This window comes from Cohnella fermenti, assembly GCF_004801405.1.
In the GTDB taxonomy this organism is placed as follows: domain Bacteria; phylum Bacillota; class Bacilli; order Paenibacillales; family Paenibacillaceae; genus Cohnella; species Cohnella fermenti.
Map to the genome: position 1 here is coordinate 82,811 of NZ_SSOB01000006.1, position 23,348 is coordinate 106,158.

Annotated in this window: 22 protein-coding genes; 2 read left to right on the top strand and 20 right to left on the bottom strand. The window is 58.0% G+C overall.

Features of this window, described 5'->3' with window-relative positions; translation table 11 throughout:
- Window positions 1-50: 50 nt before the first annotated feature.
- From E6C55_RS06180 to E6C55_RS06200, 5 genes are all read right to left on the bottom strand, one after another.
- Window positions 51-950: a carbohydrate ABC transporter permease gene (locus tag E6C55_RS06180; protein WP_136368915.1), complete on the bottom strand. Its 900-nt coding sequence runs from the start codon at window positions 948-950 to the stop codon at window positions 51-53.
- Between the two features lie 15 nt (window positions 951-965).
- Window positions 966-1,949 (bottom strand): ABC transporter permease, encoded by a 984-nt coding sequence (locus tag E6C55_RS06185; protein ID WP_136368916.1) that lies wholly within the window; start codon window positions 1,947-1,949, stop codon window positions 966-968.
- Window positions 1,950-2,147: 198 nt separating this feature from the next.
- Window positions 2,148-4,436, bottom strand: coding sequence for an AraC family transcriptional regulator (locus tag E6C55_RS06190; protein ID WP_136368917.1), 2,289 nt, complete (start codon window positions 4,434-4,436; stop codon window positions 2,148-2,150).
- A 53-nt stretch (window positions 4,437-4,489) separates the two neighbouring features.
- A complete protein-coding gene (locus E6C55_RS06195; RefSeq protein WP_136368918.1) occupies window positions 4,490-5,311 on the bottom strand; it encodes a TrmH family RNA methyltransferase in 822 nt (273 codons plus the stop codon).
- The gene (locus tag E6C55_RS06200; RefSeq protein ID WP_407923690.1) at window positions 5,298-6,026 is read right to left on the bottom strand and encodes a potassium channel family protein; all 729 of its coding nucleotides are present in this window, start codon (window positions 6,024-6,026) and stop codon (window positions 5,298-5,300) included. The genes E6C55_RS06195 and E6C55_RS06200 overlap by 14 nt, the downstream gene beginning before the upstream one ends.
- 198 nt (window positions 6,027-6,224) lie before the next feature.
- Between E6C55_RS06200 and sspI the strand changes: the two genes are divergently transcribed.
- A complete protein-coding gene (gene sspI / locus E6C55_RS06205; RefSeq protein ID WP_330999604.1) occupies window positions 6,225-6,446 on the top strand; it encodes a small acid-soluble spore protein SspI in 222 nt (73 codons plus the stop codon).
- A gap of 63 nt (window positions 6,447-6,509) precedes the next feature.
- On the opposite strand, the gene E6C55_RS06210 is transcribed toward sspI, so the two are convergent.
- Genes E6C55_RS06210 through E6C55_RS06225 form a run of 4 tightly spaced genes read right to left on the bottom strand, consistent with a single transcriptional unit; the run spans window position 6,510 to window position 10,659 of the window.
- Window positions 6,510-7,601, bottom strand: a complete 1,092-nt coding sequence (locus E6C55_RS06210; protein WP_136368920.1) for an RES domain-containing protein — start codon at window positions 7,599-7,601, stop codon at window positions 6,510-6,512.
- Complete coding sequence (locus tag E6C55_RS06215; protein WP_136368921.1) at window positions 7,598-8,530, bottom strand: sce7725 family protein; 933 nt, start codon at window positions 8,528-8,530, stop codon at window positions 7,598-7,600. Before E6C55_RS06215 ends, E6C55_RS06210 begins: the two co-directional genes overlap by 4 nt.
- A gap of 2 nt (window positions 8,531-8,532) precedes the next feature.
- A complete protein-coding gene (locus E6C55_RS06220) occupies window positions 8,533-9,423 on the bottom strand; it encodes a sce7726 family protein (protein WP_136368922.1) in 891 nt (296 codons plus the stop codon).
- Window positions 9,424-9,480: 57 nt separating this feature from the next.
- Window positions 9,481-10,659: an alpha-D-ribose 1-methylphosphonate 5-triphosphate diphosphatase gene (locus E6C55_RS06225; RefSeq protein ID WP_136368923.1), complete on the bottom strand. Its 1,179-nt coding sequence runs from the start codon at window positions 10,657-10,659 to the stop codon at window positions 9,481-9,483.
- A gap of 268 nt (window positions 10,660-10,927) precedes the next feature.
- Here E6C55_RS06225 and cptIN point away from each other — a divergent pair, with 268 nt between their 5' ends.
- Window positions 10,928-11,434, top strand: a complete 507-nt coding sequence (gene cptIN / locus E6C55_RS06230) for a type III toxin-antitoxin system CptIN family toxin (protein WP_136368924.1) — start codon at window positions 10,928-10,930, stop codon at window positions 11,432-11,434.
- 82 nt (window positions 11,435-11,516) lie between these two features.
- Here cptIN and E6C55_RS06235 read toward each other — a convergent pair whose 3' ends face one another.
- From E6C55_RS06235 to E6C55_RS06285, 11 genes are all read right to left on the bottom strand, one after another.
- A complete protein-coding gene (locus E6C55_RS06235) occupies window positions 11,517-13,103 on the bottom strand; it encodes a peptide chain release factor 3 (protein ID WP_136368925.1) in 1,587 nt (528 codons plus the stop codon).
- 144 nt (window positions 13,104-13,247) lie between these two features.
- The gene (locus E6C55_RS06240) at window positions 13,248-14,777 is read right to left on the bottom strand and encodes an MDR family MFS transporter (protein ID WP_136368926.1); all 1,530 of its coding nucleotides are present in this window, start codon (window positions 14,775-14,777) and stop codon (window positions 13,248-13,250) included.
- 140 nt (window positions 14,778-14,917) lie between these two features.
- Window positions 14,918-16,477, bottom strand: coding sequence for an MDR family MFS transporter (locus tag E6C55_RS06245; protein WP_269145537.1), 1,560 nt, complete (start codon window positions 16,475-16,477; stop codon window positions 14,918-14,920).
- 67 nt (window positions 16,478-16,544) lie between these two features.
- Entirely contained in the window at window positions 16,545-17,231 is a 687-nt protein-coding gene (locus E6C55_RS06250) for a hypothetical protein (protein ID WP_136368927.1), read from the bottom strand.
- Between the two features lie 33 nt (window positions 17,232-17,264).
- Window positions 17,265-17,948 carry a hypothetical protein gene (locus E6C55_RS06255; protein WP_136368928.1) on the bottom strand — a complete coding sequence of 228 codons (684 nt, stop codon included), beginning with the start codon at window positions 17,946-17,948 and terminating at the stop codon, window positions 17,265-17,267.
- Between the two features lie 32 nt (window positions 17,949-17,980).
- Window positions 17,981-18,607, bottom strand: coding sequence for a YhbD family protein (locus tag E6C55_RS06260; protein ID WP_136368929.1), 627 nt, complete (start codon window positions 18,605-18,607; stop codon window positions 17,981-17,983).
- A gap of 266 nt (window positions 18,608-18,873) precedes the next feature.
- A complete protein-coding gene (locus E6C55_RS06265) occupies window positions 18,874-19,686 on the bottom strand; it encodes an urease accessory protein UreD (RefSeq protein WP_168735487.1) in 813 nt (270 codons plus the stop codon).
- Window positions 19,687-19,774: 88 nt separating this feature from the next.
- Entirely contained in the window at window positions 19,775-20,509 is a 735-nt protein-coding gene (gene ureG, locus E6C55_RS06270; RefSeq protein WP_136368931.1) for an urease accessory protein UreG, read from the bottom strand.
- A gap of 37 nt (window positions 20,510-20,546) precedes the next feature.
- Complete coding sequence (locus tag E6C55_RS06275; RefSeq protein ID WP_230986565.1) at window positions 20,547-21,299, bottom strand: urease accessory protein UreF; 753 nt, start codon at window positions 21,297-21,299, stop codon at window positions 20,547-20,549.
- On the bottom strand, window positions 21,248-22,960 hold the full coding sequence (gene ureC, locus E6C55_RS06280) for an urease subunit alpha (RefSeq protein WP_136368932.1): 1,713 nt from the start codon (window positions 22,958-22,960) through the stop codon (window positions 21,248-21,250). The genes E6C55_RS06275 and ureC overlap by 52 nt, the downstream gene beginning before the upstream one ends.
- Complete coding sequence (locus E6C55_RS06285; RefSeq protein WP_136368933.1) at window positions 22,950-23,336, bottom strand: urease subunit beta; 387 nt, start codon at window positions 23,334-23,336, stop codon at window positions 22,950-22,952. Before E6C55_RS06285 ends, ureC begins: the two co-directional genes overlap by 11 nt.
- Window positions 23,337-23,348 lie beyond the last annotated feature (12 nt).

Below are 23,348 nucleotides of genomic sequence, written 5' to 3' on the forward strand. Positions count from 1 at the left end.
TAACCTCCAATAATATGATTAATTAATTACGGAGCGGCAAGCGCCAATGGCTACTCCTTGACCGCTCCGAGCATGACGCCGCGGACGAAGTACTTCTGAATAAACGGGTAGATGCAGAGAATCGGCAGCGTGGCGAAGACGACAACCGACGCCTTCAGCACCTCAGGATTGCTTAACTGCACATTCGTCGCTTCCAATTGGAAGCTCTCGCTCGCTTGCACGACCAGATAATACAGCTTAAGCTGGAGCGGCCGCAGCTCGACGTTCTGCTTGATGTAGAACAGGGCGTCCTGATAAGCGTTCCACCGCCCTACCGCATAGAACAGCGAGAGCGTCGCAAGAATCGGCTTGGACAGCGGCAGGACGATGCTGAACAAGATGCGGAAGTGGCCTGCGCCGTCGATTCGTGCGGATTCCTCCAGGCTTACCGGAATGCTGCTTGCGATCGAGCTTCTTAAGATCAATAGATTAAAGGCGCTGAACGACAACGGCAGAATAAGCGCCCAGAGCGTATCTAGCATTCCCAGATTGTTGATCAGCAAGTAATCGGGAATAATGCCGCCGCTGAAGTACAGGGTGAACATGAAGATCACCGTCAGGAACGTGCGGCCCTTGAGCTGCGGCCTGGAGAGCGGGTACGCCGCGAAGATCGTGACGATCATCCCGATGACCGTGAAGACCGCGGTAACAAGAACGCTTACATATAAGGACCGCAGGATGCTGCGATCGGCGAAGATTTTGCTGTACGCCTCCAGATTGATGCCTCGGGGCCACAGGAATACTTTCTGGGCGATGACATAAGCGTCTTCGCTTAAGGACTTGGCGACGACATGGACGAACGGCAGCAGGCAGACAAGCGAGACGATCACCAGTACGGCGTGAATCAGCACGTCCCAGACGTCCGCTTTGATTCGCCGTTTCGCGACTGCGCGGCTATTGGATATTTGCATGTTCCGCTTCCTTCCCTAGATCAATCCGTCTTCGCCCAGCTTCTTGGCGATCCGGTCGGCGAGCAGCACGAGGACAACCCCAATAACGGCCTGGAACAATCCGAGCGCTGTCGCGCGGCTGAAGTTGCCGCTCTCGATCCCCCAACGATACACCAGAACCGGAATGGTCGTCGTGTACTCGGTCGTCGCTTTATTCGACAAGGCAAATACCCGTTCGAAGGAGCCGCCCATGACGTTGCCGAGGTTCATAATAAGCAGCGTAACGATTGTCATCCGGATCGAAGGGAGCGTAATGCTCCGCATCTTCCGGAACCGTCCGGCGCCGTCGACGGTTGCCGCTTCGTACATCTCCGGATTGATTCCGCTCATGGCGGCCAGGTAAATGATCGTTCCCCATCCCATGCTCTGCCACACGCCGATGGCGATGTAGCTGATCAGCCAATGCGTGTCTTCTTGCAGGAACGGAACGCGATCGAGCCCCATCGCTTCAATCACGTTGTTGATCATGCCGCTTCCTTCGCCGAGCAACTGATACGCGATCGCTCCGATAATGACCCACGACAGGAAGTGCGGCAGATAGAGCAGCGTCTGATTCACGCGTTTGAAGGCAACGTTCTTGACCTCATTAAGCAGCAGGGCAAGAATGATCGGCGCCGTGAAGCTGAAGATGAGATCCGAGATGTTGAGCAGCAGCGTGTTGCGCACCGCACGGCCGAAGTCCGGCTTGGCGAACAGCTCCTGGAACACCTCGAAGCCGACCCAATCGCTTCCCCAGAATCCCTTGGCGATCTTGTACTCTTTAAACGCAAGCATGAGGCCGCTCATCGGCGCGTACTTGAACACCAGAACGAACGCCAAGGGGACCAGAAGCAGCGCGTAGAGCTGCCAGTCATTACGCCAATAAGCGAGGAACCTTCGACCTTTGCCGTTGCCGGCATTGGAATGAAGTGAAGCGGTTTCATTCCCGGCAGTCGCATTTTGAACCGTTTTCAAAGCCATGTTTCACCTCCGTATAAATAACCCTTTCGACCCGTTAATCATAGCGTTTTCATTTCCGACCGGTAAATCGCCAGATTTGATTCTGACGCGACACTTTTGATTACAAGCGCGTCAGATCGGGCTTCCGGCGCGGGTTGATCATCAAATCTGTCCGGCCATGATCAAATATGACCAAGCCCCCGAACGTCAAAAAAAACCTCACGAATGAGGTTCCTCCTGCGCGGACCTGGATCTCTCCGCCTTATAGCTGCTCGGCGCCATCCCCTCGAACTTGCGGAAGAAGCGATTGAAGCTCCGGACGTTGTTGTAGCCGATCTCGGACGCAATCTGCGTAATGGTCAGCCCGGACTCGGCGAGCAGCCGCTTGGCTTGCTCAATGCGCAACAGGTTCATGTAATCGATCAGGCTGCGGCCCGTCATCTCGAAGACGATCTTGCGCATGTACGAGTAGCTGATGCCGATCTCCTTCGCCATCTCCTCGAACACGATCTCCTCGCGATAATGCTCGTTCAAGTACTGAATGATGCGGTCTCCGTGGGTATTCGTCTCGCCGGGCGTACGCGCCAGGTATTGTATGATCTCGCCGTAGAAGTCGCGAAGATAGTCCTCCAGCTCGTCCAGCGTCTCAAGAGAAGCCAGCGCCGCATAAATATTGCCTCTTCCGGCGAAGATGCGAGCCGTGCTCACGTTGTTCTCCCGAAGATGCTTGATCGTGACGCCCGCCAACTGGTGATAAAGGAACATGATGTTGTCGTAGGAGACGTACTCGGCGGAACGAATCTCGCTGCCGATGAACTGCAGCTCCCGCAGAATGTTGTCGAGATCGCCTTGATCCAGGTAATTAAGAATGCGTCGTTCGCTGGTGACCGGATAGATGTACTTGCCTTCCCGGCCGTCCTCCTCCTGCCAATACGCAATCTCTCCGCTGCCCGAGATCATCCGATGCTTGATCGCTTCCATCGCTTCGACGAGACCGTTCGACACAAGGTCGCGATCTTCTGTCGGTCTGCTTACGCCTATCGTGACGGTATTGCCCAGCAGCTCCGACACGTTGTCGCGCAGCTTGACCAGCCTATCGTGAATGACGCCGTCCGGATCGCCCAACTCCACTTGCTCATAGTTGATCACCAGCGCGAAGCAGCCTTCTCCGTGGTAGACGCATTGGGTTTGCATATTTTCCGGGAATGCGGCTTCGCACTCCGTCATCACTTGATAGCGATGGTAGCTGCGCGTCTCGGGACTGTTGTTGCTGACGAACGTCCGGTAACGATCGATGGACAGCACCGCGACAACAAAACAAGCCGATGGGAATATCTCATCGATTGAAGCCGACCATTCATTGCGCAGCAGTTGATGAACCGCAAGACTTCGGGCATCCTTCTCGCGGGCATGAAGCAGCCGATTCAGCGCTTCTTCCTCTTCCTGCATCCGCTTGAACGCATCGTCGAGGAAGACGAGCTCGTTCTGGCGCTGAATTCCCAAGCCGCCCTTCGTCCTCAGCGTCCGCACCAGCTCTCTGGCAGGCTTGGACACCCAGATGGCGAGGAAGTACGTCAGGATGGTGCCGGCAACAATAATGGCAACGGTCAGAATAACGATATTCCGATGCATCGCCTGAGAGTTGGCCATCAACTCGTCCACCGAGTAGAGACTGACATACGTCCAATCCAGTTGCGTCGACCGCGACCAGGTGTAGAGCATCCGCTTGCCGCCCGCCTCGCGGAACATGTAGCCTTCCTCTTGGGTCTGCCCCAGGATGTCCCGAATAGCCGGATCTTCGTTGCCGTTCGTGTACAGCAGGCTTTTGTCCGCATGAGAGATGATCGTGCCGTCCCGGCTCATCAGCACGTATTCCTGCTGGCCCTCGCCCGAATTGCGCAAATACTGCTCGACCTGGCTCTCGTCCAGATTGAGGACAATCGTTCCGCGCGTTGTCGAAGTCAGCCGGTTGAGAGGCAGCACGTAAGAGATCACGGCGGCCCCCGACTTCAGCTTGCGAGGGTACCATACGCCGGCGATTCCGCGCTGCCCTTCAAGCGCATCGTCCAGCCATTCGAGGGATTCGTACCGGTCGAGCTTCGTAATTCCTTTATCGGTCGACACGACATAGTCCGAATCGCTCAAGTAGAAGAAGGAAGAATTCACGCCGTCGCTCATGTTGTTCATGCTCGTCAATTGCTGTTGAACACTTAATCCGTTGCTGATCGTGCTGTAGGTCGAATTGATCTCGGCGAACGTCTCGTAGTCGCGAATTCGGTCGAAGATGCGGCCGTCGGTCAGAAGCACTGTATATCGGGTCAAGTTGTTCAGCGCATTCTCGTTCAGGTTGCGATTGGCATTCAATCCCGCAAGCGAGGATTCCGCGATCGCGTGCTCGGAATTCCGCAAGATCTGCGCGCCGCTGTACCACGTTAAGATGACCGTCGGAATCGCCATGACGCAGAATAGAATAAATACCAGTTGCACCGTCATCGGAATCCGCTTCATTGCTAATCCAATCCTCCAGTATGGCTATGGTTGCTCGGCATTGCCGGGAATGATCATTCGCGCATCCCCCGCTGCCGCTGGCTCTCGAACAGGAGCACCGTCGCGGCCATGGCGACGTTCAGCGACTCCGCCTTGCCGGTCATCGGGATGATGATCGGCTGATCGACCAGCGCTTCCGCGGCTGCCGACAATCCGCTGCCTTCGTTGCCGAACAGCAGCCACGCATCGCGGCCGAGATCGACCTCGTAGCAGCTCTTCGTCGCCTGCAGGCTCGTGCCGAAGAGCGTCTTGCCCTGTCTGCGCGCTTCGGGCAGCAGCTCGGCCAGATCGGCTTCCAACACCGGTATGCAGAAAAGCGTGCCCATCGTGGAGCGGAGAGTCTTCGAGTTGTAGAGATCAGCCGTTCCCTTGCCAAGCACGACCGCGCTCGCCCCGCTCGCCGCGGCGCTGCGAATGATCGTGCCGACGTTGCCGGGGTCCTGCACGCCGTCGAGCACAACGATCGGCCCCGACCCGGCCGCGAACAGCGTCTGCCGATCGACGCTCTTGCGCTGCGCCACCGCGAACACCGGCTGCGGACTCTCCGTCTCGACGCACTTCGCAATGATGTCCGGGGAGACCGGAATCCAGGACGGAGCGGACAGCGTGGATACGCTTCCGTCCGCATACCCGCTCAGCTCCTCGGGAATTCCCATGTCCTCCTCGAAGACGACGCATTCCAGCGGCCACCCGGCGGCAAGCGCTTCCTCCACCAGGTGCACGCCTTCGAGCTTGAAGCGTCCTTCCTTCTCGCGCTGCTTGCGCTCGGACAGCTTCGCCCATCCCTTCACCCGGGGATTGGCGACGGACGTCAACGCCGGCTCAAGGTTCCGCATACACTTGCTCCAATCGCGTCAACTGCTCGTTGCGGCCGACGATTACGAGCACGTCGTCCCGGCACAGCGGCTCGTCCGCCGGGAAGCTGATGTTCATCTCGCCGTCCCGCTTCACGGCAAGCACATTGCATTGGTACTTCGCCCGAATGTCGAGCTGACGCAGGTTCTTGCCGCGCATGGCGGAAGGCGCGGTCATCTCGACAATGCTGTAGTCGCTCGACAGCTCGATATGCTCCATAATGTTGGGCGAGATCAGATGGTGCGCCACTCTCAGGCCCATGTCCCGTTCCGGGAACACGACCTTGTCCGCGCCGATCTTGTTCAGCACCTTGCCGTGCAGCTCGTTCTGCGCCTTGACGATGATTTTGCCTACGCCAAGATCCTTCAGAATCAGTGTCGTCAGAATGCTCGCCTGGATATTCTCCCCGATCGCCACCACGACCACATCGAAGTTGCGAATGCCGAGCGCGCGCATCGCTTCCTCGTCGGTCGAATCCGCCGAGACGGCATGCGTCACGACGTTGACGAGATCTTGCACCCGTTCCGCATTGTCGTCGATCGCCAGAACCTCGTATCCCATCTCGGACAGGAACTTGGCGACGCTGGACCCGAAGCGGCCCAAGCCGATAATTGCGAATTGCTTCTTATGCTTAGCCATTCCTGATGCCGGCTCCTCTCTCCATCGATCGTTCCGTGCTCCATATCCTTCTATTATAGCACGATCCGCATGGCGAGATCAGCGACGGGATCGAGATCAGCGACGGGATAATGAAGGGACGCTTCGGCGGATCGTCGCCGGGGATAGCCGGGAGCCGCAGGGGGAATGCTACGTGAAGCCGCGATTCGCGACGACCGAAGCGGCTCTTCCGTTCCGCCTTCATTCCAGGTTCTTCATTCCAGAGGAGGTACGCCCATGACACTGACGATGAGCTTGCGCGAAGCGATCCTGCACCGGGTTCGCGGCCTGAATCCGGATGAGCTTCGCAACGTTATCGAGGATTCGATCGGCAATGCGGAGATGGCGCTTCCCGGGCTTGGGGTGCTCTTCGAGATTATCTGGCAGCACAGCGCTCCGGACGATCAGCAGCGAATGCTTGAAGCGCTGCACAGCCAGCTTCAGCAGCCGTCGTCGTAACTGGAAGATAACTTGAAGAGCCGTCCACCCTTGAACGGGGGACGGCTTCTCCTGCAAGGCGATTCAACCTGGAATGACAGGCTCTACGCTATAATGAAGCTCCTGGACGTCGTGAACCTTCACCTCGACGCATTCGAACAGCTCGCCGCTGAAGGCCGCCAGGTTGTAGCCTCCCTTGTTCATGGTGCTCTTGTACTCGATGCCGCAGCAGGCGGAGCCGTCCTTGAACGTAATCGTCTTGATGAATTCGCATATGTACTGCGTCGGCAAATAATCAAGGGGACTGTCCTGCCTCCGGAGCGGCTTGGCGATCTCATTGCTCATCTTGATCAGGTTCGCCTTGTTGATGGCGTGCAAGGTGAAGTTGAGTCCGGAGAACGGACTGATCCGATCCAGCCCCGTCAAGTCGACAACGCTGATGTCCTCCTTCAGCTCGAACGCCGCGATGGAGACGTAATCGTGCAGTCCTGCCCTCACTTCGTTCAGCGTCGTCGTCCGGTCGTTGCCGAGGTACAAATAACTTATCCCTTCCGGATTCACCCGTCCCGCAGAGGCCAGACCGGCCGGAGGCGATCCCATCTGGGTCAGCGGGAACACCGTCGCTCCCGAGATTCTCGCTCGATAGAACAGCGTTCCCCGCTTGTACAGCTTCTTCAGATGGTCGAGGAATTCGTAGAGGACGGACGTGTTCAACTGCTTGCTGTGGAAGCGATTCTGCGTCTTGATTGACGATACGAAGTCCTCCCAATTGTATTCGCCAAGCAGAGAATAGCGGTCCATGTACTCCTGATCAAGCCTCTGGATAATGCCGATCCTCCGCTCGAACAGCTCCGGGTCCTCCATGAACTTGTTCTTGCAGATGTGCCTGATCAGCACATCGATCTTGTCCGGCGGCAGGCTGAAGATTGTCCAGTTCACAGCCAATTCATCCTTGAGCAGCCGCAGCTCGCTCTCGGGGTAACCGTCGGGCAGCACCGTTTCCGCCTTGTACGTGTCGAGCAGCGCTTCGAAGTCGTCCGTCAGCTCGGAGTCAATCTCCGTATCGTACACGTACACGTCCTCCGCCTCGCAGAAGCTGCAATGGCCGATTTTTCTCAGGTGCCGAATTCTCGATTTGATCGCCGGATCGTGGAAACATTCGACGCAGCACCTCATCGCACCGTTCCCCCGCCGAGGTATCGGCCCATCAGTTCGAGGTGGTGCATGATCGCCAGCTTCTTCACGGTTCCGAGCCCCGGATACGTCTCGTTCCGATGATGGGCGATCAGCTCGTTTAAGCCGTAGGTGCGAACGGGGTTCTCCCGGCTCCACTGAACCAGCTTGCCGACCGCTTCATAGAACTTGCCTGCAGGGTCTTGAATGTCGTCATTCGAATCCGAGACGAAGTGGATCACGCGGAGGTTGAGCTCCGGATCGAAGTAAACGATATGAATGGCGACCGCATACGGGGCGAACCCCCATTCCGAGTAGTCGCTGCCCGCGATGGAGAAGTCCGAGAAGCCGACATATCCCTCCTCCGAGTAGAACAGGTGGTCGTCGGAGAAGAGCTCGTCCTTGTCCTTGTAGTCGGCATTCTTCTCCAGCTTGTTGAACTTGTCTTCGAACAGAACCTTGTTGCTCGTGATCGTTCTGCGAATTGTCCTGTCCGCGGAGATCAGGTTGTACCTTCCGCCGCCGGCCCCGAACAATCGCTCATAGAGCGGGAGGCAGTCCCGGTCGGTCACAATGGTCAGCATCGCCGAGCGGTCGGCGCCCGGATCGCCAAGCTCTGCCAGCTCATCCTCGGATCGGCTGCCCGCGATATGCGCCTTGACGATAATGTCCCGTTGCAGGTGAGCTTCGTAGACGTCCTTAAGATGGCTTGTCTTCTCCGTCTCCAGCCCGAAGCTTCCGACCTTCGGATTATGGATCACCGCAAGCGCCTTGCCCGCCTCGATAAACTTCGCCATCGTGCCGGTCAAGGTGGACGAGAGCTTCACCGGCTCCACGATGGGAACGACGGCCGGATGCAAGAGACCCTTCTCCAACAGCTCGCGCAGGGCGATCAATTCGAACTGTCTTCCTCGAACATAAGGAAAGTACATGGCTACCTCCTGAAGGGCTGATTGAGGAACTCGGCTAGAGCTTCATAGTCTTCTGTTCCGTATTCCGAGAAGTAGACCAGCGACTTGATCTCATAGGGAACTTCCTGCAGGAACCTCGTCTTCTCCCGGACGACTATCCTCCGCTTCAACTGCGCAAGCATCGCCCGATAAGCGGAATCCAGGTCGATGGCGGCGAACCGGCTCAGGCACTCTTGGTATAATCTCACGGGTGTCGTTCGCGGGAGCTCTCCGTAACGGGCAAGGAGGATGCGTTCGTATTCCGGCTTCCTCAATAACTTGAACATGGAATGATGGCTGAGGAACGAGCGGTCGGCGACCGCTTCCTTGACGGTGCGAATGCCGTTCCTCTTCGTCAGCACGCAGAGGCCGGCATTCGTGTGCTCGAGCGCCGCCGACACGCTCCTGACGTTCGATTCGCTTGTCATCACGCACACGGTATCGAACGCCCGGTAATAATCCTGAAGCTGACTCCCCAAGCGGTCCAGGTTGTCCAGCTCCGTCTTGATCTCGTAGACGACGGCCCTCCCATTGATGAGGATGAAGTCTGCCTTCGACTTCTCGATCGGAACCTCCGCAAGCGCGGTCGTCGTCCCCAGGCTGTGCCTGCCGAGCAGCAGCTTGTTTAGCAACGTATTCTTATAGATGTACTCGTTCCTGTACGACTTGAGCATCGTCTTGTACAGCTCGGAGATGACGCTTCGATTCGACGTTCCCGCCCGGGTCTCCGTCCCGTTCTCCGCTTCAGCCTCCGCTCCGCTCAACTGCTCCCGCAAGCAATCGGCGAGCGCCGGGTCCTCCCCGCGGGCGACCCATTCCTGCAGCGCATTCCGGGTAAAGACGCGGCTCAGAAGCGCAGGGTTCGCAATCTGCATATCGGCACCTTCTCTAAGCCTTCTCTACGCCCATTGTAGCAACCCGGCCGATGCCGTTCAATGGCTTGACCGATAATCCCGGGTCGTCTGCACAACACGCCCGCCGACGACCGTCGTCTCCGCGACCGGGCAGCCCTGCACCTTGCGCACGACGAGCAGATCCGCAAGCTTGCCGGGCTCGAGCGAGCCGGTCGCGGCAGCGATGCCCATCGCGCGCGCCGGGTTGTGCGACGCCGACGCGACAGCGCGCTCAAGCGGAATTCCTTCGTCCGCCAGCAAGAACACGGACTCCAGCAGCGAAGCCGGATGGTAATCCGAGCAGACGATATCCGCCGCACCCGCCCGGATCGCATCGATGGCGGACAGGTTGTTATCGTGCGAGCCTCCCCGGACGAGGTTCGGCGCGCCGACGCACACGTGCACGCCTTGCCGCGTCGCGTATTGCGCCGTCTCCAGATTAAGCGGGAACTCGACGACGCTTGCTTCAAGCGAACGCGAGCGGTCTACCATTGCCTCGGAATCGTCGTCATGCGAAGCGATCGCGATTCCTCTTCCCCTCGCTTGTCCGGCCAGCGCCCGAAGCTCCTCCCAATCGATCCGGCTCCGCCGCTGCTGAAGCTCCTCGACGATGGCAGCCGCCTCGTGGAGGTCGACCCCTTGGTTCTTCATCACGTAGCGCTCGAACGCCCCCGGACGACGGTACTGCCCGATGCCCGGCGCATGGTCCATGAACGACAGATATTGGATCAGCCCTTCGTCGATCAGCCGTCTGGCCAGCGGCATCCCCGTCAGATGGGACACCTCGTAGCGCAGATGCACGCGGTGGCGAATCATCGCCCGCTCCCGCCGGCTCTGGGCGATATGGCGGATCAGCCGCTCCGTCAGATGCTCGCCCCGAAGGCTCAGACCGACGCCCAGCGACAAGGAATGGAACATCGTCGTGATGCCGTGCAGCGCCAGCTTGCGCTCGTATTGGACGAACGCCATGCCGAACGGGAACAGCGTGTTCGGGCGCGGCTCGACCTCCTTCTCGATCGCGTCGCAATGCAGATCGATAAGGCCAGGCAGCACCCAGGCTCCTTCCGCATCCAGCGCTTCCCCGCCGTCCTGCAGCCAGCGATCCGCCATGCCGGCTTCAATCGCCTCAATCCTTCCGTCCACCGCCAGCACATCCGCCCTGCTTACGCCGTCCGGCCCCACCACCTTGCCCTCGCGCACAATCAATCGATTCGGCATTGCCGCCCCTCCCCTGCGAATGTCTTGTTTTATATTATTTTTACATTATAATGGAATCGCTTAACAATGCCCAAATCATCTGGAATTCCCAAAATCTTTATTTGACTTCCTTTTTTTATTGTGTAAAAATAGGAATGTGGTCGGATCATTCCGCTATGCTTCAAATGTTTTCGCTCACCGACATGCGAATAACAAATGGTCGGTTCTCAAAGTGAACGAAGCCCCATTCCCCGAATGGGGCTTTATATTATGACAGGGAGTCAATAGGATGAGCGCAAATGGAATTGTGTCTGGCAACTTCTATTTTATCGAAGACAATTACTTTGCCGACTTCCCTGATCCTCAACTCATGTCCAACAAAGATTTGGCCGGGGACCAGGAACGCAATCGGCCTTGTTTCTATTCATTAAAGGATGAGGCAACCGATTTATATTGGATGATCCCCATTTCTTCTCAGATCGATAAATTTCAGCGACATTACGATAAGAAGCTCAAAAAGTACGGGGATGTTGATACCCTCGTATTTGGGTTTGTACTTGGAAAAAAGAAAGCGTTCCTCATCCAAAATATGTTTCCCGTTACCCGCGATTATATCAAAAACGAATATATTGATCGTGCGACCGCACAACCCGTTCGGATTAAAGCTTCTCTTCAAGAAGAACTTTTAAGAAAAGCTGCTGAGAAGAATGAATCAAAGCGCGATAAGGCAAATAGCGTCAACTTATCAAGCCGATTCGGAGACGAGCGATTGGTAAGCGAATATTCATCTCTGTAAAACACCCCTCCTGTCGGCCGAAGCCGCAGGAGGGGTGTCTTAGCTTGCCAAAGTTCCTTATCTTACACGCCGAGCCGCCCCGTCAAGGAGCCGTCTCGAGGAATTGCACGTCCGGCATTCTCTCCATCGCCGTGCGCATCGCGTACTCGTTCTCGAACAGCGCGACGTAGTTGTCGTTCTTGTCCTTGACGAGCGTCGAGTTGATGCGGAACTTCGTCGGGTCGATCTTGTCGGACACGATCCAGCGAGCGAACTGGAACGACGTGCGCGCGAGCTGGATGTCGACGCCGTATTCGTTCTTCATCCGGTACTCGAATACGTCGAACTGGAGCTGGCCGACGACGCCGAGATACGTATCCTCGAATATGCCCGCCGAACGGAACACCTGCACCATGCCCTCTTCCGTCAACTGGTCAAGCCCCTTCAGGTATTGCTTCTGCTTCAGCGCATTCTTGACCGACACCTTGGAGAAGATCTCCGGCGAGAACGTCGGCAGCTCGTCGAACACCAGATTGCCGCCTTCGCTCAGCGAATCCCCGATGCGGAAGATGCCCGGGTCGAACAGCCCGATGATGTCGCCCGGATACGCCGTGTCGACGATCTCGCGATCCTGTGCGAGGAATTGCTGCGGCTGCGCCAGCTTGATCTCCTTGCCCGCGCGCACGTGGCGCACGCTCATGCCGCGCTCGAACTTGCCCGAGCAGATGCGCAGGAACGCCAGCCGGTCGCGGTGGGCGGGATTCATGTTGGCCTGGATTTTGAAAATATACCCGGAGAACTTCTCCCGCTCCGGCTCGATCTCGCCGTCGGTGCTGCGGCGCGGCGTCGGTGCCGGGGCGAGCTGCAGGAAGTTCTCAAGGAACGTCTGCACGCCGAAGTTGTTGACGGCGCTGCCGAAGAACACCGGCGTCAGTTGGCCGGCAAGCACCTTCTCGTAGTCGAACGGATCGCCCGCAACGTCGAGCAGCTCGAGGTCCTGCGCCAACTGGTCGGCCAGGTAATCGCCCGCCATCTCGCGGATGCGCGGATCGTTGTAGTCCGCCACCGGGCGAACCTCGATCTCGGAGTGATCCTTGCCCTGGAACAGCTCGACCTGATTCTTCATCCGGTCGTACACGCCGCTAAGCTCGCGGCCCATGCCGATCGGCCAGTTCATCGGCACCGAGCGAATGCCGAGCACGCGCTCGATCTCCTCGAGCAGCTCGAACGGGTTCTGCCCCTCGCGGTCCAGCTTGTTAATGAAGGTGAAGATCGGAATGCCGCGCTTCGCGCACACCTGGAACAGCTTGATCGTCTGCGCCTCGACGCCCTTGGCGACGTCGATCAGCATGACCGCGCTGTCCGCCGCCGTCAGCGTCCGGTACGTGTCCTCGCTGAAGTCCTGGTGACCCGGCGTATCGAGAATGTTCACGTGCTTGCCGGCATATTCGAACTGCATAACCGAAGACGTGACCGAGATTCCGCGCTGCTTCTCGATCTCCATCCAGTCGCTTGTCGCATGGCGCGCGGCCTTGCGCGCCTTGACGGAGCCCGCGATGTGAATCGCTCCTCCGAACAGGAGCAGCTTCTCGGTCAGCGTTGTTTTCCCCGCGTCGGGGTGAGAGATAATCGCGAAGGTGCGGCGCTTGGCCACCTCTTGCTTCAATTCTTCGCGCAGCGTTTGGCTCATCGTGTTTGAAGTTCCCTTCCCTAGAAAAATGGCAGTTCTCATTATATCACATTGTTCCGCCGGAAAGGGAAAAACGAACCGCGAATGGGCGGTTCGTTCGGTTCGTTCGGTTCGTTCGATTCGTTCGATTCGTTCGCCGTGCGGCTATGCCGAGACTTCTCCCGCAACCCGCGCTTCGCCGGTCGGCTCCTCTTCCTTCTTCGAGAGCACTTCCTTCTTCAGGAACCAGACGATGACGAACGCCGCGACCGCGAAGCCGAGGCCGATGGCGAAGATGTTCTGGAATGCGTCCGAGAACGCCTCGTGCACCTTCCCGATGGTGTCTGCGGACAGCCCCTGCGGAATGTCGCCCTTCGCAATCGACTCGGCCGCGCCTTCCGGAAGCTGATCGCTTAAGTCCATGACGCCGGTGCGAATATTCTTCGCGAGCAGGCTGCCGAACACGCTCATGCCGATTGTCATCCCGATGGACTGGAACAGTTGGACGGTCGACAGCGCGATGCCGCTATGCTCCTTGGCGACGGATTCCTGCACGATCAGATTGTCGCCGCCGAACAGCGCGCCCATGCCGACGCCCAGAATGACGAACGTCACGATAATGTAGAGCACGGTCGTCCCTACGCCGATCTGTGTGAGCAGGTACATGCCGATGATCGGCAGAATAAACGAGACGATAAACAGCGTGCGATAAGGCACCCGGGTGATCAGGAAGCCGATCAGAATGCTGATCGGAATCGCGCCGGCCATGAACGCCAGGTTCAGATACCCCGAGCCGGTCGGCGACAGCCCCATGACGGTCTGGGCGAAGAACGGGAACGACGAGATCCCTCCCATCAGACCAAGCATCAGGACGAAGACGAACAACGACAGAACGACAACCGTACGATTGCGGAAAAGATGGAGCGGAATAAGCGGCTCCTTCGCCTTCCGCTCGATCAGCACGAGCGACGCGAACATCAGTGCCGACAGCGCGAGCAGGCCGATGATCCACGGCGACGACCACGCCAGCCCGCGGTTGTCGACCAGCACCGGAGCAAGCAGCAGCGACAGCAGGCCAAGCATCATTGTGAACGCTCCGGCCCAGTCGATCGACCGCTTCTCGTCCCCGAGCTTCTCCCGCATTCCGACGCCGATAATGGCGGCGGCCAGCAGGCCGACCGGAATGTTGATCAGGAACACCCAGTGCCAGTTGATATGGTCGACGATGTAGCCGCCGACGGTCGGACCGAGCAACTGCGGCAGGAACATGACCGGGCCGATCATCGCCTGAATCTTGGCGCGCTGCTCGAGCGGATACGTATCGCCCAGAATGACCATGGCGAGCGGCATAAGGCCGCCGGCGCCGATGCCCTGGATTCCCCGGCCGACGAGCAGCATCGGCATCGATACGGCGAGCCCGCCGACGATCGAACCGCCGATGAACAGCGCGATGCACGCCAGATAGACGCGCTTGCGTCCGAACAGATCGGCCAGCTTGCCGAGAATCGGCATGAACATCGTCATCGCCAGCATATAGACGCCGGTCACCCATCCGTACAACGACAAGCCGTGCAAGTCGCGGATAATCGTCGGCATCGCCGTCGAGACGACCGTCTCGTCGAGCTCCGCGAAGATAAGCCCGATCAGCAGGCCGGTAAGCACAAGCGCTTTGTTATTGCTTCTGGCAAGAACCATTGTTACACCTCTGATTTCTATCTCGATTACGGAAGCCCCGCGCTGCGAATCGCGAATCGCGAATCGGCTTCCCTTGCGGAGATCATCGTAATCGCGATAGATGAACTGAATATGAACGGCGCGCAGCAATGGAGGAACCGCTACTCCTTCGCCTTGGCCTGCGGAATTGCCGCCTTCGGATTGGCCGCCTGCGGAAGCTCCAGCTTCGCCTTGCCCATGAAGAGGACAACAACGATCGTCAGTACGGCCGGAACGAGCGCCCACTTGAACATGTGCGTAATCGACGACGACATCGCATTGATAATCTTATCCAGCACGTCCGGCGGAATCTGGGCCCGCTTCTCGGGCGTAAGCGACTCGCGCAGATTGCCCAGCGATTCGCCGCCCGCCGTCGCGGAGCCGTCTCCGCTGCCGCCTGCTAACGCCTCGCTCATCTTCGACGTAATCGAATTCCGCTGCAGAATGCCGAACACGGTAAGGCCGACCGTCATGCCGAGCGAGCGGACGAACGACGTCGTCGCGCTGGCCGAGCCGCGCTGCCGCTCGTCGAAGCTGTGCATGCTGGCCATGCCGAGCACGGAGAACGAGAAGCCGACGCCGACTCCCGTCACGATGAGGTAGGTCACGAGCAGCGCTTGCGACGTCTCCGGCGTAATCGTCGACAGCAGGAATGCGCCCAGCGTCAGAATAAGCGCCGAGACGATCATGACGCTGCGGTACGACGTCTTCATTACCGCGACCGCCCCGATCTGCGCGGAGACGACCGAGCCGAGCGTCAGCGGCAGCAGGATCAGACCCGAGTTCGTCGCCGAACCGCCATTGACCCCTTGCACGAAGATCGGAATGTACATCGCGAACGTAATGAACGCGGCCCCGTAGAACAAGCCGGCCAGCGTGCTCGACGCGAACAGCCGCTTGCGGAACATGCCGTACGAGATGATCGGATCGGACGCCTTCGTCTCGGTATAGAGGAATGTGCCGAGCAGAACCGCGGCTCCCGCGAAGAGAGCCAGAATGACGGCCGAATCCCAGGCGTACTCCTGGCCGCCGAATTCGAGCGCGAACATGAGGCAGACAACGGCGCCGACAAGCGTCGAAGCTCCCCACCAATCGATCCTCTGCTTCTTGTGCTCGCGCGATTCTTTATAATAGAAAATAATAAACGCCAGGGCGAGCAGCCCGATCGGCACATTAATATAGAAGATCCAGCGCCAGTCGATATGATCCGTAATGTAGGCGCCCAGCAGCGGTCCGATCAGGCTCGACGTTCCGAACACGGCGCCGAAGATGCCCGACATGCTGCCCCGCTTCTCCACCGGAACGACGTCGAACAGAATCGTGAAGGCGATCGGCATCAGCGCCCCGCCGCCGATCCCTTGAATGGCCCGATAGATGCTCAGCTCGACGATGCCATGCGCCGTTCCGCACAGAACGGAGCCGAGCAGGAACATCGTAATGCCGAAGACGAAGAACCGCTTGCGTCCATACATATCCGACAGCTTGCCGAAGATCGGCATGCCCGCCATCTCCGTGACCAGATAGGCCGAGGTCACCCAGACGATCTTGTCGTACCCGCCGAGATCCGATACGATCGTCGCCATCGACGTTCCGACGATCGTGTTGTCGATCGCCGCGACGAAGATTCCGAGCATAAGCCCCGCCAGAATAAATCCGATTCGATTCCCTTTGGCTGTCGCCACTTTATCCCACTCCCGCTCCGTGTCTGATTGCCGCCTTTTCCGCTTAATCGCTTGTTCGCTTCTCCACTTATTCGACTCGCGCCTGGCTGCCGACCTTCGCCTTCGCGCTCACCTTCAGCTCGCCGCGGTACTCGACCCGCCCGATCTCGCAGCCCGGCCCGATCGTCACCCGATTGCCGCGCACGACGTCCGCCGCCGTATGCTCAAGCTCGATCGTGTCTCCCTCAATCGTTCCAACCTTGATGGTCCCGAAGTCGTGCAACGAGAACAGCTTCTTGATCGCCAGCTTCTTGCTCATCTTGATAAGAATATGGCCGCCGCCGATCTCCGATGCCAGCGATCCGCCGAACAGCCGCAGCTCCATCCGATCCGCGCTCAGCAGCCCGCCTGCCCGAATCGCCCCGTACACCTTGATCTCCTCGAACTCGCAATCCGCACCGACGGCGAACTCGCCCCCTCGCACGTTCAGCAGATCGCCCTGGGCGCCGCCCTTCACGCGCGTCTCCCCCGTCACGGACACCGATCGCGCCTTCAGGTCGCCGGCGATCTCCAGCTCCCCGATCACCTTCAGCTTGCCGGCGGTCAGATCGCCGTCCACCTCCGAATTGCCCGTGCAGCTAAAACTCTCGCATTCCGTTGCCCCGTTCAGCTTGCTCTCGCCGATAATCGTGATTCTCCCGAACGTGCCTCCGTTCATCGTCGTCTCGCCGACCAATCTCATGTTCCCGTTATTCGCCGGAATGGCCATCGTCATCTTCCTCTCCTCCTTCGTTGTCATGCTCCGCGTTTAGATGCGTGCCTGATGCTCAACCTTCGCTTCCGGATGAACAACCAGTTGTCCCGTATATTCGACGCTTCCGATTCTGCAGCCTTTGCCGATATGGACCACCGAACCTCTGACCGCCGTCGCCGTCGTGTACTCCAGCTCGATCCGATCCCCCTCGATCGTCTCCGCTTCCGTCACCGCGATCAGCTTCGGAATGGCCCAGCCCCACATCGCCCTCCAGGCTCCGCTCTTCCGTCTCCGTGTCCGAATCGTCTCGCCGCCGATCTCCCGTGCCTTGCACCTTCCTTCGGCCGTAATGTCCACCTCGCCCGCGTTCAGCAGCCCCTTCACGTCCAGCGCTCCTCTGCACACAAGCCTCTCCGCCGACAGATCGCCGCCGACATCGATGAAGCCGTTCAGCTCGATCGCCTCCCCGCGGAACCTCCCCTTCACCTTGACCATGCCGTTCATCCGCGCATTGCCGGCATCGAGCAGCTCGCCCGCATTCAGCTTGCCGTCGAACGCCATCTCCTTCGCCTTCAGCGTCCCATGGGTCGACACCACTCCGTTAATGTGCAGCTTCTCGCATTCGATGTCCCCCTTCAACCGGCTGACGCCGTCGATGCGAACCTCCCCGTAGCTTCCGCCCGATGCCTGGCCGACCCCGTTGATCGTCAGATCGGGCAGCGCCTTCGTTCTCTCCATTCCCGTTCCCTCCTCGTATTGTAGTTCCAGGCTTACGTCAGCTTCAGCTTGAGCTGTTCCATATAGTCCGTCAGCGATACCTTGGCAACGACCTTCGCTCCATTCTCGAAGATGAGCTCCGAAGGCGAAGCCGCGAGCGCGAACACCGGCACGCCCATCTTCCGAATAAACAGCAGCTCGCAAGCCCGTCCCTCGAACTTCGCCCCATGCTCCTTCAGCATCATCAGCAGCAGCTCCCCTTCCTCCAGGCTCATCGCCCCCGATTGGAGCATCTGATCGACCGCGTAGTAGGCGAGAATCTGCTCGAAGGCGTACACCGTGTTGTCCGGGTCGCTGCCGCAGAAGCGGTCAAGCACCACCTTCGAAACAATGTTTCGTTTCCCTAGCTCATCCTTGCGCAGGGGGTGGTCGAACAGGAACGGAGACAGCTTATCCGCCAGCTCGTCGAGCGACAGGTCGTCCTTCATGTTCACGATCTTGTCGATGCGGGGCAGAATAAGCTCCTTGGGGAAAAAAGTTTCTTGCCCGGTAAACGTAGATTTGCGGATAAACCACTCTTCGGGGATCAGCTGCTTGCGCTTCCAGCGATACAGCTGCCCATAAGAGATGCCCGTCAGCTCGAGCAGCTCCTTCTTCGAGATCAGCTCTCTCTCCGACATCGTCCTCACTCTCCTTGATGAGAATAATGTAACATAACATTGTTACGTTGTTAAGAGCTAAACAACGTCAAGCTCGATTCAGTCCCGCCAAGACGTTTGTGTTCCGCGTCGGCGAACGTAAATTCAGCAGACGAATTCCTCCGGCAAGCCCGATACGCCGCTGGTCTGCGAATAAGCACGTGCGGGATGCCCGCATGTTGGGATTCCCCACGCAACGAAACAACCGCCCTGCATGGGCGGTTGTTCGTTTAAGATGGATTGATTCGCTAGCAATCGTCTCGCATCCATGACTCGCGGAGTAAGCGAGTCGGCGGAGATCCCAAGAATACCAGGCGAACCGCATCCCAAGCTTTGATGACCAGTCGTTGAAGCTGCCAGGTCTTCATGCCGGCTATTGTAACAACGATGCCGTAACGGGCCGTAAGCGCAACGTGCCATACGATTTTTTCATCAATCAGGCCCGCTTTCGTTTTCTCCGGTTCCAGCAACTCTTCGATTCTTGTCACGGCAGAAGCGTCCACTCGATCCGAGAAAACAGATAGCGTCGCCAGATGAGTATAGGACCCGAAACATCCCGGAGACTCAATTCGCAGGCGAGCCGGCTCGAACCTTTGCCTCTGATAATGGACAAGCTCTTGGTTGTATCGGACGCTTAGCTTGGAATCGTATAAGTCGAAGTCGAAAGCTTCTCCCCGGACGACCCGGCCCGGACATAGAAGGTCGGCTATCACACAGACGGAACCGGGCATCAGTTCAATATCGGTACAAACGCAATAGCGGGCTCCTCGAAACGGCATGACTGGTTCCGGCATCCATTCGAGCACCGCATCCCGTTCGAGCCGCAGTCGTTGACGAACGGTCGCCCCTTTTTCACGCGCCGGATGAACCCTCGTATACGCTTGATTGGTCACATATACGCTTGATCCTTCTTCCGCCGTCCAATCGAATTCGTATTCGTCTCCATCTAACAGCCCAGGAGATACGTCCATCTGGATGATGCCAAGCCGAGTTCCCGCTTCTTCTCTCATCATAAAGCTTTTGGCAATCTTGAGCGGAGCAGAATGGTATCGTTCGGCCAATACGGGAATTCCACCCCGCAGCCGCACGGTTGCCCGCAGCTCGGCCCGAACGCCCGAAGCGGAAGGTTCGCTAATTCCCACCGCCTTCTCACGTATCCGCATGGTTGCCCGCTTGCTCGACAACCCAAGCCGCGACTTCCGCCAGCCCGTCGTCTGCCTGAAGATTCGTAAACAGAAAAGGCTTGTCTCCTCTCATCCGCCTGGAATCCTCCTCCATTACTTGCAGGCTCGCCCCCACGAACGGAGCAAGATCGATTTTGTTGATGATAAGCAAATCGGAGCGGCTAACCCCCGGACCGCCTTTGCGCGGAATTTTCTCGCCTTGAGCGACGTCAATAATGTAGATGAACCGGTCTGCCAGTTCAGGGCTGAATGCGGCCGCCAGGTTGTCGCCCCCGCTCTCGATCAGTATCAGCTCCAGGCCGGGGAAACGGCCCTCCAGGTCCTCCACCGCTTCGAAGTTCATGGAGGCGTCCTCACGAATAGCCGTGTGGGGACACCCGCCAGTCTCAACCCCGATAATACGTTCGATAGGGAGGCATCCGCTGTCGTTTAGAATCCGCGCATCCTCTTTGGTGTAGATATCGTTCGTGATGACGGCCAGGTCGATTTTATCCTTCAAGGCGACCGCCAGTCGCTCCACAAGCTTCGTCTTGCCGGATCCGACCGGACCGCCAATGCCAATCCTAAGCGGTCGGCCGCCTGCGAATGCCGGCGTTTCCCATTCCAGATGCTCGTGCTCGTGATCAAGACGGTGGAACCGTCGTTCATTCCTTTCGAAGCGGCGATTAAATCGGTAAAATCGATCGTGAGCGTACTTCATGCTTGGACAGCCTCCCCATAATTGAAGATTTCTATAGTTAAGACATAAACAGTCTTGAATACAGGCTCTTATGGCCGATCATCGACATCTCCGCCAGCGGCATCGACGAGTAGGCTTCTTCGGGCTCCATCTCCCTGACGCTGCTCCATGCTTGCTCGACGACAGAGAACGATGCCGCCAGGAGTCGCTGGGCTTCGCTTTGTCCCAATGACATGAGCCGCAGCGCAGAGTTGACGCAATTCGACGCGCTAGCGTATAGATAGCCTTCGGCCGCTCGATCCAAAGGCACTCCATGCGCACGGCAAACCACGCCGAAGACCAAAGGGTAAGTTCCGAGAGAGCGGCCTTCTCTAAGCGCGGAAGTCAGCCCTTCAAGCGGCAAGTCGGGCCATAATGCGGTTGCCAGCCGAAGAAGTCGGCGTCCGGTTCTCTCTATCCCCTCTCGGGATTCCTCTCCGAGCCGTTGGTAATGAACCAGCCTTTCAACGTCATATGCGTATTCCAAATCGCAGTCTCCTTGGCATAGGTAAACCGCCTTTATCACCATGGCATCGGTGGTGGACCAGTTGAAGCGAAGCATCCCCGCCATGAACTCCCACAGATCGCGTCCGCTCCTGATAGCTCCTTCTTGAACAAGCGTCTCCAGGCCATACGAATGCGAGAAGTTTCCTATCGGCAAAGCGGAATCAAGCAATAATTGAAGCGTTAACCAAGAAGACTTGCCCTCTGCCCTTGCCATCAGAACAGAAAATAACGCTGCGCCATCGGAAGGCGCTCGGCGGGCTCGCAAACGGCAAGTTCTCCGTCGATCATCACCCGATACGTCTCTGGATCGACTGTGATTGCAGACGTAGAATCATTATGGATCATGTCCTTCTTGCCAATGCTCCGGCAGCCTTTAACAGGTTCTATATGTTTCTCCAAGCCCAGCCTCTCGGCGATTCCCGCATCATACGCGGCTCTGGATACGAAGGTGATCGAACTTCGGGCAAGTGACTTGCCGAAGGAAGCGAACATCGGTCGGCCGAATACCGGCTGCGGGGTTGGAATGGAAGCGTTGGGGTCGCCCATCTGAGCGAACGCAATGCTACCGCCTTTAAGAACGATATCCGGTTTGACTCCGTAGAAGGCAGGCGTCCAAATCGTCAAGTCCGCCCACTTGCCTACCTCGATGGAACCGACCAAATGCGAGATTCCGTGAGCGATAGCCGGGTTAATCGAGTACTTCGCCACGTACCGCTTGATCCGCACATTGTCCCGATACGGCCCGTCTCCGGGCAATGCCCCCCTCTGCGCCTTCATCTTATCTGCCGTCTGCCATGTCCGGAGGATCACTTCTCCGACGCGTCCCATCGCTTGGGAGTCCGAACTGATAATGCTGAATGCTCCGATATCGTGCAATATATCCTCTGCCGCAATCGTCTCGGGACGAATCCGGGAGTCCGCGAACGCCACATCCTCCGGAATTTGGCTATCGAGGTGGTGGCAAACCATAAGCATGTCCAGATGCTCTTCGATCGTGTTTACGGTATAAGGGCGCGTAGGGTTCGTCGAAGAAGGAATGATATTCGGTTCGGCGGCCGCACGTATGATGTCCGGCGCGTGCCCGCCTCCTGCTCCCTCCGTATGATACGTATGGATCGTCCGTCCTCCTACCGCTCTCAACGTATCCTCAACGAAGCCAGCCTCGTTCAGCGTATCGGTATGGATCGCTACCTGCACATCGTACAGGTCTGCGGCCCTGAGGCAGGCATCTATGGCCGCAGGCGTCGTCCCCCAATCCTCATGCAGCTTGAGTCCGATGGCCCCTGCTTGGATCTGCTCGATAAGCGGAGGCAGGAAGGAGGCGTTGCCCTTGCCAAGGAAACCAAGGTTCATCGGGAAGCCTTCGGCTGCCTCCAGCATCCTTGCCAAATGCCAGGCCCCGGGCGTGCAAGTCGTCGCGTTCGTTCCCGTCGCAGGGCCTGTTCCACCCCCGATCATTGTCGTAATCCCGGAAGACAGAGCGGTCTCAATCTGCTGGGGAGCGATAAAATGAATATGAGTGTCTATACCACCCGCCGTAACGATTTTCCCCTCGCCCGCTATAATCTCCGTGCTCGCGCCGACGATCAACTCAGGCTCTACCCCGTCCATAATATCGGGATTGCCGGCCTTGCCGATTCCGACGATTCGGCCATCCTTGATTCCGATATCCGCTTTGACGATGCCCCAGTGATCAATCAGCAATGCATTCGTGATAAGCGTATCGAGAACGCCATCGTCTCTCGTGGCCCGGCTCGACTGTCCCATCCCGTCTCGCACGACCTTGCCGCCTCCGAACTTGTTCTCGTCGCCGTAGATGGTGTAATCCTTCTCAACCACTGCCCACAGATCGGTATCGGCAAGCCGCACGGCGTCTCCGACGGTAGGACCGAACATGTTCGCATAGCTGTTGCGGTCAATTCTCATGCTCGCCGCTCCTTCCAACGCCCAGCCATTCTTCCAGTCTCCCAGACGCCTCCTCAGGTATCTGTCCCATCCGGGCGGACCCGCTCGCCAACCCGTTTAGCCCATACGATAGCTTGGCACCGCCAAGCTCTGTCAGAATAATCGGCTTTTCCTCGCCCGGTTCAAACCGAACCGCAGTTCCCGCCGGAATATCGAGCCTTGTGCCGTAAGCCGCCGCACGATCGAAGAGAAGCGCTCGGTTGACTTCAAAAAAATGAAAATGAGAGCCCACTTGAATCGGCCGGTCTCCCGTGTTGCACACAATAAGCCGAACGGTTGCCCTGCCTGCGTTCAGTTCCAATTCTCCCGGCGCTGTTCTGAATTCTCCGGGTATCATCCCTATCTCCCC